This is a genomic window from Pseudoalteromonas sp. SMS1 (genome assembly GCF_021530565.1).
Lineage (GTDB): Bacteria > Pseudomonadota > Gammaproteobacteria > Enterobacterales > Alteromonadaceae > Pseudoalteromonas.
Genome location: NZ_JAKGBI010000020.1, coordinates 62,010 through 75,141, shown reverse-complemented (window position 1 = coordinate 75,141; position 13,132 = coordinate 62,010). Strand labels below are relative to the sequence as shown.

Below are 13,132 nucleotides of genomic sequence, written 5' to 3'. Positions count from 1 at the left end.
CCTAGTTAAGGATGGGAATAGAATGGATCAGTTACTAGCGCTCGATAGTGAGGCCGACTTGGCCACAAGAGATAGGTTTGTTCATGACCTATCGGCTCAAAAGCAAAGTGGATTAGCTTGGGTAAAGAGCCACACAAGAGAGATTAATGAATGGGTAGACAAAGATGGTGTTGCGTTGCTTCGAGGCTTGAATATTGTGAGCACTAACCAATTCAGTACCATTTTAGAAGTGATTTTCGGTGAACCATTGAGCCAGTATGTGTATCGCTCTTCACCACGCACGGCATTGAGAAATAATGTCTATACCACGACGGAATATCACGCCGATCAGGTAATTTTACAGCACAACGAGAATGCCTATTCTAACTGCTGGCCTATGAGGATGGGGTTTTTCTGTGTGGTACCGGCTAAAACTGGAGGGAATACCCCATTGGCTGACAGTCGTGAGGTCTATAAGCGACTGCCACATGCTCTGCGGGATAAATTTGAAACGCTTGGTGTAATGTATGTCAGAAATTACGGTGACATTGATTTACCCTGGCAAGAGGTGTTTCAAACCCAGAATAAGGAAGAGGTAGAAGCCTACTGTTGGAAAAATGACATTATTTTTGAATGGAAGTCAGAAGAACACTTACAAACCAAGCAAATCCGCCCAGCAGTAGCCACTCATCCTCACACCAAAGAAAAGGTGTGGTTTAATCAAGCGCATTTATTCCATTGTTCTAGCATTGATAACCAATTGCCAGAATCTATGCGCGAAAGCATCGGGCTAGATAGGCTCCCCCGCAATGCTTATTTTGGTGATGGCAGTGAGATCAGTAGTGACGAAATTGCGACCATCAACGAGGTCTATCAGTCACTTACATTTTCTTATCAATGGCAGCGAAATGACATCATGTTGTTGGACAATATGTTGTATACCCATGGTAGAGAAGCGTATACCGGGACTCGTAAGGTCTTGGTGGGAATGGCAAAAGCAGCATATTAGCCATTGTAAAAACTAGACGAGTTTTGTTAGTAGTGAAGAAGTTGGCAAATTAACTTAACAACTCTAAGGAAATCAAAAATGAACTGGCTTTATCAACAACAACTGAGAGTCATAGGCCTGTGTTGTTTAAGCTTGCTTTTGACAGCGTGTTTTAAAAATGGCGTAGCAAAAGACAACACGATCACGGCAGAACAGGTGGAGAAGTTTAAAGTCACCGTCAATGATTACTGTGACAAGATGGTGTTTTTTGGCAGTGTCTATGTGACCTCAGGTGACAGTGTGGTGTATGAGGCCAACTGTGGACCACAAAACATTCAATATAATGTGCCGAACACGTCTGATTCTAAATATCGGATCGGCTCAAATACCAAAGAATTTGCGGCAGCAATATTATTGAGAATGCTCGCTGGCAAGGACCTAAAAACAGAGACTATCGGTGATTACTTACCTTGGTACCCTAAAAACCAGTGCGCAGATGTATCGCTGCATAATTTGTTGAGCATGTCATCCGGTATCGACAATTATAGCGACAACCCTGAAGTTTACTTAAACTGGGGATGGAGACCTTATTTATATGACGATACATTAAATTTGAACGGACCTGAGGGGTTTGGCAACCGTTTTTGTACTTGCACCGAACAAGACAATAAACCAAGTTTTACACCGGGTTCTAAATTTACCTACAGTAACTGTAACTACTATCTCATAGGCAATATTATTGAGCAGATCGCCGCGGGTAAACAAGGCGAGATCGACCCCAGCTTCTACTTTAGAAATATTGTAAAAGAACAAATTTTAGATCCGCTCAGTATGACTGACAGTGGTGCATTTAACGCCATTGGTATCTATGAAAATATGACGACAGGGTATGTATTTGATGAAAACCAATATTTACCACTGACAACAGGTCGCCCGCCTGAAACAGGCGGCCCAGCACCATATGAACATATCTTTAAAAATCCTTATAGTAACCCTCTGGTCCTCTACTCCGCGGGGGATATGTACTCCACTGTCAAAGATATGCATAAGTGGGACCAAGGCTTATATGGCGACACAATTTTAAATGCTGAACAGAAAGAAATGGCATTTTCACCGTATCAAAACACCCAAAGTGATGATGAGTGTGAATACTTTGGATATGGCTGGTTCGTTACTTACATCGATCCGAACCAGTATGGCAAAGTGGCCGATTGCCCTGATGATCCGACCAGCACGAATCTAAATAAGTATGAAAAGTTTCTCCAGTACTCAGGCAGTTACCCTTACTCTTGGGTGACGAGCTTCTCGCGTTTGCTGGAGCGTGATCAAACCGTTATGGCGTTTAGCAATTATCACAAAACAGGCTATGAATCAGATTGTATCGCGGAAGAGATCCGTAACATTATTTTTTATAACGACCGCCATCGAACTGAGCAATGTCAGGAAGTGTTGGATGGGGCAATCAATTAAGTAAAGCGCAATATTAATCAGGCTGCCTGCGGTAGGGCATCAGAGAAGTTATATGCTTTTGTCGGCCTATGTTTAACACGAATTCCTGCTTTTTCTTTTGAAATTGCAGTGATAAGGGCAAGCCAGTCGCAATGGAAGTAGTATATGTATTGTACTGGTTTGGTGGGTTCAACAACTGTTTAAATCTACATCATAGAGGATGAATTATGACAGCGACAAAAACAGCAAAGGACGACAAGGCAAGTGACGCAACTGCATCTGCTTCTGCGAGCGCATCTGCGACAGAGCAGGCAAGCACTGCAGTACAGGCAGAAGACCGAGCAGCCGTGGCGCAGATCATTGTTGATAAATACTCTAAGTGGTCATTTGGCTCTGGGTTAATCCCCATTCCAGCCGTTGATTTAGTGGCTCTAACGGGTATTCAAATGAAAATGATTGGTGAAATTGCCAAGGTATATGGCCAATCATATAGCGACAATAAACTGCGTGGCACGGTCAGTGCTGTGATCGGGGGATCATTCCCGCAAACGCTTGGTGGAGCTGGCTTAAGCAGCTTCTTAAAAGCGGTACCGGTGATTGGAACTTTAAGTGCGATCGCATTTATGCCTGTGGTTTCTGCTGCATCTACTCATGCGGTAGGTAGCACCTTTATACGTCATTTTGAGAATGGTGGCACGCTAATCGACCTTAATCTTGCGAGTATTAAGGGAGATATTGCGGACATTGCTGCTAAATATCGTAAAGACAAAGGTGATGCTAGCGCACAGCCGAGTGGAGCCACTGCACCATAGTAGTGGCTAACCCTAGATAAACCAACGGGTTGGTTTCCTGTTGGTTTATCTACGCAACAACAGAACATGTTAGGAGCATATTATGATTATCGCGTTGTATTTGGTGCTATGTATATTGTCTGGGTATTGGGGGCGCAATACATTTGCAGGACCTGTAGGGTTTTTTCTTATCGGCTTGTTTTTTACACCGATTGTTAGCCTATTAATATTATTACTTGCGCAAATGCGCCAACCTCAACAGGAAAATGAGGACGATTAATTAGCTAAAAATAGATGCGCTAAACGTGCAGGGTTGCTGCAAGCAACGTTGCCCATAACAACAATGATAAGAAAACTACAATGGTATTATACGATCTGATCAGTCGGAATATAAAAATAAAGAAAAGGACTTTCGTGGCGCTAGGCTGTATTTCAGGCTTAGCAAATGCGTTAGTACTTGCTTTGATTAACAATGTGTCGGAGAACATTTCAGACATTCATAAAGAAAATCACATTCTTTATTATTTGGTGCTGTTTATTTTAACCATCTCGATTTATGGCTTGACGCAACAGCGGCTGATGACCAAAGCCGCTAAAATGGTTGAAAAAGCCATTGATAGGCTGCGTGTACAAATTTTTGAAAGTGTGCGCCACACTGAACTGTCAACCTTGGAAAAAATAGGTAAGGAGCGCATCTTCAATACACTGAGTAAAGAACTGCAGACCATCTCTCAGTCAGCACAGCTATTTGTTATTATCGGTCAATCAATTAGCTTAGTTTTTTTTACCTCACTCTATATTGCATGGCATTCGTTTGTGGCCTTTTTGGTGATCTCCATACTTATCTTATTGGGGGCCAGCATTCATCGCTTGCGTGCCAATGAAATTCAACGCAATATGCAACTCTCTTTCGAGAGTGAAAACAAGCTTATTCAGCGCCTCTCCGACTTACTCGATGGCTTCAAAGAAGTTAAATTAAGTGTCCCGAGAGCGGATGATTTAGAGCATGAGTTTGTGATGGATTCGGCACGCGCAAAACGTGCGAAAACCACTACCCAAACCTTATTTGCCACCGACTTTGTGCTGTCGCAAATCACCTTCTTTGCTGCGACTGGTGCGATGGTGTTCATCGTACCAAGTTTGTCTCATGTTTATACCGATGTGGTTATCAAAGTGACCACCGCTTCCCTATTTTTGATTGGGCCCATTACCAGTATTGTTGGTGGCATTCCTATTTACACCACTGCGACGGAGGCCGCGCAAAATGTGTTAGCGCTAGAGGATGACCTTAGGCGGGAGTCGATGCAATCACAAAGCCAAGCGCATGAGCATGTTTCTCATGTGCACGGTTTTGAGACGCTATGTCTAGAGGGGGCGTACTATCAGCACGGGCATAAAGGAGGCGACAGGCCCTTTTTTGTTGGCCCAGTGGATCTGAGTATTAAGCGGGGACAAGTCACCTTCATTACGGGTGGCAATGGTAGCGGTAAAACCACGTTCATTCGTATGTTAACAGGCTTGTACGAATTACAAGCTGGGCAAATTGTATTGGATGGACAGCCTATCACAGAGAGTTTACGAGATGCCTATCGTAGTCTATTTACCGCCGTGTTTGCCGATTTTCATTTATTTAAGCAGCTCTATGGCATCCATCATAATAGCCAAAATGAGATTGAGGATTGGCTCGCGTTTTTAGAAATGAACACCAAAGTAAGCATCAAAGATGGAGAGTTCAGCAGTACCGATCTTTCTACAGGCCAGCGTAAGCGTTTGGCCCTGTTGAGTACCATTTTAGAAAATCGGCCTATCTATATTTTTGATGAGTGGGCTGCGGATCAAGACCCAATTTTTAGACGCAAATTCTATGAACAAGTGCTGCCAAAGCTGAAAGAGCGAGGCAATACGGTGATTGCTATCACGCATGATGATGCTTATTTTCACCTTGCAGACGTGCATTTAAAAATGGTCGAAGGACAGTTAATGGAACACCATGAAGTTGAGAGTAAAGGAGTAACATCATGAACGTCATACTCCCTTCTGATATTACACTGACAATTATTATTAGCGCCATATTGGCGATCATTCTTTCTAACTTATTAATGCGTTTACTTAAGCGTTATCAACCTAAGCTTCGACGGCGTATTTTATCTTGGCGCTTTCGCGCCGGATTAACCTTACTGATCAGTATTTTTATCGTAATCGCGTTGATCCCAGTGATATTTATTAAGGTTGACTCAGGGGAAGTTGGGGTACTTTGGAAGCGTTTTTCAGGCGGTACTTATCTAAAAGAACCGCTGCAAGAGGGGACCGTATTGGTATTTCCATGGGATACGCTTACGATATACTCTAGTCGTTATCAAACTGCGCATACGAATGTATACGCTATAACCAAAGAGGGGTTGCGGATAACGCTCGATATTACGGTGCGTTATCGCCCTGAAGTAGCTTACATTCCCTATTTACATAAACTGGTAGGCCCCAATTATGTGGATGAAATCATTCTACCTGAGGTGAGCTCGGGTGTGCGCATGATCGTTTCTCAGTATGATGCTGAACAGGTATATGGTAACCAACGTAAGGAAGTTCAAGAGGAGCTGCTTGGCCAGGTGCTCAATGAATTGGAGCTCAAAGAAAAGTCGATGTTGCGTCAAGAAGCACAGGGAATGGCTGGACACCATTTAGTGAACCTCGATGATGTCTTGATTAAACGGGTCGATTTACCGGACAAAGTACACAGTGCAATTATTTCTAAGGTGAATCAAAACTACATCTTAGAAGAATACAAAATGCGTGTCGAAGTTGCGAAAAAAGAAGCGCTACGTAAAGAGGAGGAAGCCAAAGGGATTGCGTTGTTCCAAGAGAAAGTCAGCGATGGGATCTCTGAGGCGTATTTGAAATGGCGAGGCATTGAAGCCACGATTGAGCTTGCAAAGTCAAACAATGCCAAAGTTGTGGTCATTGGCAGTGGTAAAGATGGCTTGCCATTGATACTGAATACCGAAAGCAGTTTAACTCCTGACAATGCGCACTTTAAAGAGACGCATAAGCCTGGTGAGCTTAAATCGGAATTGGATGGAAAAGAGGACTACTTAAACAGTGTTGATAAGTATGGCCATAAAATAAAACCAGATCTTCGACAGCCAGATAAAACCCTCACGGATCCATCATTGCAAACTGGTGAACCAATGGAGTATTTGAAGTAGAACCTAGAGCGCCTTCGTCCTTGCTAGGCGCTTTATCTTGACCTATTTATTCTAGGCCTTGAAATACGCACCGTTGCGAAAAATAAACATCGTGTCATGGCGCCCTAGCCTTGTGTTTGCTTTTGAGTAATATAAATATTGAGTGAAGGACATAGATACTTAAAAGCATCCACAGGAGATACTATGAAAGTTTTACCCACACTATCAAAGAAACCAATGATTCACGAGTCAAAACAAGTCAAAAGATTAATCGGCGACGCGTTGCGTGAGATCCGTGGCGGTTCAGGCACGCACAAGGGAAAAGATCCCACCGAAGGCGGGCCAGATAACGCCTCGAGGTTCAACCCATAAGTGGCCTGATGGCTTCTTCTTAAGGGACGAATAGCAAGGTTCTACATTGAGTATGATTAAAGCTTGGTAGAGCCTTTATAATGTGAAAAGTGTACAGCAAGCTAGCGTATTACACTGATAGCGATGTGTATTTTGGGGCATTAGATGTTAGAAATAATATTAATTTGAAACAGAGAAAGGTAAATGGTGGCCCCACCTGGACTCGAACCAGGGACCTACCGATTATGAGTCGGGTGCTCTAACCAACTGAGCTATAGGGCCATTTATATGCGATCGTATGAAAACAATCTTTTGAAGCGCTGGCAGTATATGAATTTTTTGCGCGCTTGTCACTAATAAAAATTGAAAATTCTAGCTTATCTTGTTCAATTGATTAATAAAAAAGCAACTAGATATGTTCCTAATAAAGAAAAAGCCGGTTGTAACCGGCTTTTTAAATCTATCGTTAATTAAAGACCTAGCTTCTTCTCTAAATAGTGGATATTTGTACCACCATTTTGGAAGTTTTCGTCTGCTAAGATCTTTTTGTGTAACGGAGTATTTGTTTTGATACCGTCAATCACAAGTTCGTTTAACGCATTGCGAGCACGTGCGATTGCAACGTCACGGTTCTCACCGTAAGTAATTAACTTACCGATCATTGAATCATAGTGCGGCGGTACCGTGTAGTCAGCATAAATGTGGCTGTCCCAACGAATACCTAAGCCACCTGCAGGGTGGAAACGCGTGATTTTACCTGGAGACGGGATGAATGACTCTGGATCTTCTGCGTTGATACGACATTCGATAGCATGACCTTTGATCACAACATCATCTTGTGTGATAGAGAGTGGCTGACCTGCTGCAATTTTTAGCTGCTCTTTGATTAGGTCTACGCCTGTAACCATTTCAGTTACTGGGTGCTCTACCTGAATACGCGTATTCATTTCGATGAAATAGAATTCGCCATTTTCGTATAGGAATTCGAATGTACCTGCACCACGATAACCGATTTCGATACATGCGCGCGTACAACGATCACCAATGAACTTACGCATCTCTGCCGTGATACCCGGCGCTGGCGCTTCTTCAACTACTTTTTGGTGACGACGCTGCATTGAACAGTCACGTTCACCTAGGTGAATGGCATTACCCTGACCATCGGCAAGTACTTGTACTTCGATGTGACGTGGGTTTTCAAGGAATTTTTCCATGTAAACCATGCCGTTGCCGAAGAATTGCTGCGCTTCAGTTTGTGTCAGTGCGATTGAGTCTAATAGCTCTTCTTCTGAGCGAACAACACGCATACCACGACCACCGCCGCCGCCTGCTGCTTTGATGATAACAGGGTAACCGATGCGCTTAGCGATTTGCACGTTGCGCTCGTTGTCTTCTGTTAATGGGCCGTCAGAACCGGGTACACATGGTACGCCAGCTTTACGCATTGCTTCGATGGCAGAAACTTTATCACCCATTAGACGAATCGTGTCGCCCTTCGGACCGATAAAGATAAAGCCACTTTGCTCAACTTGATCAGCAAAATCAGCGTTCTCTGATAAAAAGCCGTACCCTGGGTGGATAGCAACAGCATCTGTTACTTCTGCCGCAGCGATAATGCGAGGAATATCTAGGTAACTCTCAGCCGCAGCTGGCTTACCGATACAAATTGTTTCGTCTGCAAGTAGAACGTGTTTAAGGTCACGGTCAGCAGTTGAATGTACTGCAACCGTTTTAATCCCAAGCTCCTTGCAGGCACGCAATACGCGAAGTGCAATTTCACCTCGGTTTGCAATGACTACTTTATCTAACATAGTGTTTGCCTTCTTGGGAATTATTCGATGATGAATAGTGGCTGATCAAACTCTACTGGCTCGCCGTTTTCAACTAGGATAGCTTTAACAGTACCAGCCTTGTCAGATTCGATCTGGTTCATCATCTTCATCGCTTCAACGATGCACAGGGTGTCGCCTACGTTTACTTTTGTGCCAACTTCAACGTATGCCGCAGCCGTTGGAGAAGACGCAGAGTAGAATGTCCCTACCATTGGAGACTTAACTTGGTGACCCGCAGGTGTTGCTGCTTCTGCTGGTGCGTCAGCTGCTGGTGCCGCCGCAGGTGCTGCTACTGGTGCCGCTGCAGGTGCTGGTACAGCGAACTGCTGAGGCTGAGCCATAACCGGTGCACTGCTGTGACGGTTAATACGTACTGACTCTTCACCTTCGGTGATCTCTAGCTCTGCAATACCTGATTCTTCTACTAGTTCGATTAGTTTTTTAATCTTGCGAATATCCATAACTTGGCCCGCCTGTTAGTTAATTTGAGTTATTTTGGTTGTGTAACTGGTTAATTGCTGCCAGCAATGCGGCTTGATAGCCAGTTGCACCTAATCCACATATCACGCCCTTCGCCACATCAGAAAAATAGGAGGTGTGACGAAATGGCTCGCGTGCGTGCACATTAGAAATATGCACTTCGTAAAATGGAACGCCGATACTGAGCAACGCATCGCGTATCGCGACACTTGTGTGCGTGAATGCGGCTGGATTAATAATAATGCAATCCACTTTGTCGTAATGGTCATGGATAGTATTAATCAACTCGGCTTCACTGTTGCTCTGAAAATGAGTCAGCGTCACATCATGTTGTTCTGCGCACTTTATCAGTGACTGCATTATCTCCGCTAAGGTCTGTGTGCCATATTTCTCAGGCTCGCGTCGCCCTAACATATTCAAGTTTGGGCCATTTAATACTAAAACCTTAAAATTTGCTGACATAATGCGTGAAATTCCTTTAAATGGGAAATAAACCGACTTTTCGTCTTTTGCTTTGCTTAACTTAAGCGCTTGCGCGGTAAATAGCAAATATTTCTCACGTTCGTGAACTATTATAGAGTGTTCGAGGTAAATAGCAGCAAAATACTGGTCTAATCAGAGATAAAGTGTCGCCTACTTGCTGGTTAAACTCAAGTAGGCGAGGGGAAGGGGGTCAGAATTACTGGTAATCACGCACTTTGCGCAGGTGTTCGGCAAAGTCTTCTGCGTTCATAAAGCCCGTTACGCGAAGTTCTGGGATTTCATTACCATCTTTGTCAAAGAACAGCATGCTTGGTAAGCCAAAGACAGTAAAGTGGTCCATGATTTCAAACGTCGTATCATTGCTTTCAGTCAGATCGAGTTTTAATAACTCAAAATGTTGAAACTCTTTTTGTACTTCGTCTGCTGGAAAGGTGTACTTCTCAAACTCTTTACATGCGACGCACCAATCTGCATACAGGTCAACAACCGCAATTTGACCCTGTTGATTCGCTTTTGCTACTTCAGTACTTAAACCATCGAGCCCTTCAATAAGCCTAAATTTTTTCTCTTGTAACTGCGTGTACTCCATGACTGGTTGAGAAGCTGGTTGCTTAAACAAAACTGATTGCGCCATCAAAAATGCAGTCACGAATAACGTCATAGACATTGCCCATAAGATGGTTTTGCCTTTACCTTGCTGTTGACCACTTTGCCAGTAGTGTAGATAAAGTGCTGTGACAATGGCGAGTACAGATGCCAACATAACAATGATGTCAAAGTCTAAAATACGTTCTAACAATATTAGCGGTACGAAGAGCATTAAGAAGCCGAATAGGGTTTTCACTTGCTCCATCCAGCCGCCCGCTTTCGGCAGTAACTTTCCACCTGACGTGCCGAGTAATAACAGGGGGAGACCCATACCTAAACTCAGTGCATACAAAGTTAAACCGCCGACGAGGTAATCCCCGCTTTGCGCAACATATAAGAGTGCAGCAGAAAGTGGTGCGGTGGTACACGGACTAGCAATAAGGCCCGATAAAACCCCCATCATAAATACACCTGTATAATTGCCGCCTTGTTGTTGATTACTGATCTCAGTCAGTTTACTCATCATGCCGCTCGGTAAACGCAACTCAAACCAACCAAACATGGCAAAGGCCAAAATAACGAACAAGATACTGAAGCTAATTAGAACAGCAGGATGTTGAATATAGCCTTGAACATGGCCGCCAAAATACGCAACGACTAACCCAAGTGCCGCATACGTGACTGCCATGCCTTGTACGTAAACAAAAGACAGAGAGAATGCTTTTTTGGTCGAAAGGTTCTTCTGACCAGCGATCAAGCTAGACAAAATAGGGAACATTGGAAAGACACAAGGCGTAAATGCCAATAGCACACCCACTAAAAAGAAGGCGCCAAGGTTAGCCGCAAAGCTCTGTTGTGCCAAACGTTCATTAAACGACAATTCACCCTCGTCTTTCGGTGCTGAGGTTTGTTTGCTCTGCGATTGGGTCTCAGCTGCGGGGGCAGGCACAGCGGAATCGTTACTTACGCCGCCAAATGCGGTCAATGGAATTTCGATGATCTCAGGTGGGTAGCACAGCCCAGCTTCGGCGCAGCCTTGATAGCGAATCTTGACCACCGCATCTTGGCCAACATTGGCAAGCTTAGACACAACAGAGAGTTCGTCAAAATAGACTTCTGTGCGACCAAAGAACTCATCTTCTATCATTTTCCCTTGTGCCAACTCGGGCACTACAATGTCAGCTCCCTTACCTACAAATTCGAGCTTATGCTTATATATGTAATAGCCTGGCGCGATGTCCCAACCAGTGAACAGCACGCTCCCTTGCTGGTCAAAATCAAATTGAAACGCCTGATCGACCGGCAAAAAAGTTTGTTGCTTCGGGGCAAGTAAGCTATCTAGCACATTATTATTGGCCTGAGCCTGAAAGCTGCCTACAAACAGCAGCGTAAAAAAAGAAAAAATAAGCGTCGTCAGTCGCATTAATTCAGTACCTCTTCCATCCAGTTAAAGTATTGTTGTGCACCATCGGTTATTTCTATGACCTGTACTTCAGGCACATCGTAACGATGCTCTGTTTGGATCACTTCAATGACTTCACTAACCAGTGCGGATTTTGTTTTGATCAGTAATTTAAATTCGTCACTTTGTGTGACTTCTCCTTGCCACATATAGATTGACTCTAATTGGGGCAATATGTTCACACAAGCTGCTAATTTATTTAACACTAAATGCGCTGCAATATGCTTTGCATTGTCTTTGCTATCACAAGTCGTCATGACCAATCTATATGGAGTACTCATCGTATTTTGCCGACTATTTCGTTGTATCCATATAGTATCGAAAGACCACTTAGATCCCAAGGTGTGCTCGTTGAGTTGCATTTATATACTCTGAACTTTCCTGCTTGGTTTTGCTCTAAACAACAAAGTGTTGTATAGCGTCACGTAAAACGAAAAAGTCAAAGTGTCATTGGATGCTGACCATAAGCTTGAAATTAGACCTGACAAGCCATACATCTATTTCAGTTTATTTGGAGAATCTATGTTTAAAGTTCTTTTTCTACTCTTTATTGTTGTACCAATTGTTGAAATCGCTTTGCTGATCCAAGTTAGTGATGTCATTGGCGGGTTTGCTACGATAGCACTGGTTATTGCGACAGCTATCTTAGGTGCTAAGTTAGTAAAGCAACAAGGGCTTGGTGCCTATTCCAATGTGCAAAGACAAATGGCGTCGGGCCAATTACCCGGACAAGACTTATTTACTGGGCTATGCGTTATCATCGCAGGTGTTTTTTTAATGACACCGGGTATTATGACGGATGCGTTGGGCTTTATGTTACTGACCCCGGTCATTAGACAAAAAATTGCCAAGACTCTAATTGAACAAGCCAGTGTTAAGATGCAGAGCTCAGCGCAAGGCAGTATGTTTGGCCAAGGGTTTGGTCAACAACATAGGCATCAAGATGCACATGCGCAGCCTCATGAGCCTAAATTTGATCCTTTTGAGCGCAAAGCCCCGCAGTCTGAATCTCAGTCAACGACTACAATCGAAGGTGAATATCAGAGAAAAGATTAAAATTTTTTAATTTTTCTCTTGGGTTTTAAATATCCACCCCCATCTAGAATTGCAAGTTAAGTTTTAATCCAGAGAGTCGCGTTTACAGCCGTATCATTCGGCGGCGACTCACTGTGAATAGAAAGATTATTTCTGTCATTGTTCAGAAAAGTTAGGAGAACTAAATCTATGAACATTCGTCCTTTACATGATCGCGTTATTGTTAAGCGTCTAGAAGAAGAAACTAAATCTGCTGGCGGTATCGTATTGACTGGCTCAGCAGCTGAAAAATCAACTCGTGGTGAAGTTGTTGCTGTAGGTAACGGCCGCGTGTTGGACAGTGGTGAAGTAAGAGCACTAGAAGTAAAAGCTGGTGATACAGTACTTTTCGGCTCATATGTTGAAAAGACTGAAAAAATCGAAGGTCAAGAATACCTGATCATGCGTGAAGACAATATCTTAGGTATTGTTGGCTAAGCATCCGCTTGTAAAAATACAAAGTAGCTTTTAAC

General features: G+C 43.5%; 14 protein-coding genes and 1 tRNA gene. 9 read left to right on the top strand and 6 right to left on the bottom strand.

Annotated features, from left to right (window positions below; genetic code table 11):
* The first annotated feature begins 22 nt into the window (after positions 1-22).
* The 7 genes from L1286_RS19390 (at position 23) to L1286_RS19360 (ending at position 6,761) form a co-directional block, all read left to right on the top strand.
* Positions 23-988, top strand: coding sequence for a TauD/TfdA family dioxygenase (locus L1286_RS19390; RefSeq protein WP_235408668.1), 966 nt, complete (start codon positions 23-25; stop codon positions 986-988).
* 78 nt (positions 989-1,066) lie between these two features.
* On the top strand, positions 1,067-2,437 hold the full coding sequence (locus L1286_RS19385; RefSeq protein WP_235408667.1) for a serine hydrolase domain-containing protein: 1,371 nt from the start codon (positions 1,067-1,069) through the stop codon (positions 2,435-2,437).
* Between the two features lie 206 nt (positions 2,438-2,643).
* Positions 2,644-3,228, top strand: a complete 585-nt coding sequence (locus tag L1286_RS19380; protein WP_235408666.1) for a YcjF family protein — start codon at positions 2,644-2,646, stop codon at positions 3,226-3,228.
* Between the two features lie 82 nt (positions 3,229-3,310).
* Positions 3,311-3,487 (top strand): hypothetical protein, encoded by a 177-nt coding sequence (locus tag L1286_RS19375; RefSeq protein WP_235408665.1) that lies wholly within the window; start codon positions 3,311-3,313, stop codon positions 3,485-3,487.
* A gap of 80 nt (positions 3,488-3,567) precedes the next feature.
* The gene (locus tag L1286_RS19370; RefSeq protein WP_235408664.1) at positions 3,568-5,229 is read left to right on the top strand and encodes a cyclic peptide export ABC transporter; all 1,662 of its coding nucleotides are present in this window, start codon (positions 3,568-3,570) and stop codon (positions 5,227-5,229) included.
* Positions 5,226-6,410: a prohibitin family protein gene (locus tag L1286_RS19365; RefSeq protein WP_235408663.1), complete on the top strand. Its 1,185-nt coding sequence runs from the start codon at positions 5,226-5,228 to the stop codon at positions 6,408-6,410. The genes L1286_RS19370 and L1286_RS19365 overlap by 4 nt, the downstream gene beginning before the upstream one ends.
* Positions 6,411-6,593: 183 nt before the next feature.
* A complete protein-coding gene (locus tag L1286_RS19360; protein ID WP_235408662.1) occupies positions 6,594-6,761 on the top strand; it encodes a hypothetical protein in 168 nt (55 codons plus the stop codon).
* A gap of 184 nt (positions 6,762-6,945) precedes the next feature.
* Here the strand turns inward: L1286_RS19360 and L1286_RS19355 are convergent.
* The 6 genes from L1286_RS19355 to cutA form a co-directional block, all read right to left on the bottom strand.
* Positions 6,946-7,022, bottom strand: a tRNA-Ile gene (locus L1286_RS19355).
* A gap of 188 nt (positions 7,023-7,210) precedes the next feature.
* Positions 7,211-8,551, bottom strand: a complete 1,341-nt coding sequence (accC, locus tag L1286_RS19350) for an acetyl-CoA carboxylase biotin carboxylase subunit (RefSeq protein WP_023400706.1) — start codon at positions 8,549-8,551, stop codon at positions 7,211-7,213.
* Between the two features lie 20 nt (positions 8,552-8,571).
* Complete coding sequence (gene accB, locus L1286_RS19345; RefSeq protein ID WP_023400705.1) at positions 8,572-9,033, bottom strand: acetyl-CoA carboxylase biotin carboxyl carrier protein; 462 nt, start codon at positions 9,031-9,033, stop codon at positions 8,572-8,574.
* 19 nt (positions 9,034-9,052) lie between these two features.
* Positions 9,053-9,514: a type II 3-dehydroquinate dehydratase gene (gene aroQ / locus L1286_RS19340; RefSeq protein ID WP_235408661.1), complete on the bottom strand. Its 462-nt coding sequence runs from the start codon at positions 9,512-9,514 to the stop codon at positions 9,053-9,055.
* Positions 9,515-9,731: 217 nt separating this feature from the next.
* On the bottom strand, positions 9,732-11,546 hold the full coding sequence (locus L1286_RS19335) for a protein-disulfide reductase DsbD (RefSeq protein ID WP_235408660.1): 1,815 nt from the start codon (positions 11,544-11,546) through the stop codon (positions 9,732-9,734).
* A complete protein-coding gene (gene cutA / locus L1286_RS19330; RefSeq protein WP_235408659.1) occupies positions 11,546-11,866 on the bottom strand; it encodes a divalent-cation tolerance protein CutA in 321 nt (106 codons plus the stop codon). Before cutA ends, L1286_RS19335 begins: the two co-directional genes overlap by 1 nt.
* A 241-nt stretch (positions 11,867-12,107) precedes the next feature.
* Here cutA and L1286_RS19325 point away from each other — a divergent pair, with 241 nt between their 5' ends.
* Both L1286_RS19325 and L1286_RS19320 read left to right on the top strand, forming a co-directional pair.
* Entirely contained in the window at positions 12,108-12,641 is a 534-nt protein-coding gene (locus L1286_RS19325) for an FxsA family protein (protein ID WP_235408658.1), read from the top strand.
* A 168-nt stretch (positions 12,642-12,809) separates the two neighbouring features.
* Positions 12,810-13,097 carry a co-chaperone GroES gene (locus L1286_RS19320; protein WP_023400700.1) on the top strand — a complete coding sequence of 96 codons (288 nt, stop codon included), beginning with the start codon at positions 12,810-12,812 and terminating at the stop codon, positions 13,095-13,097.
* Positions 13,098-13,132: the final 35 nt, after the last annotated feature.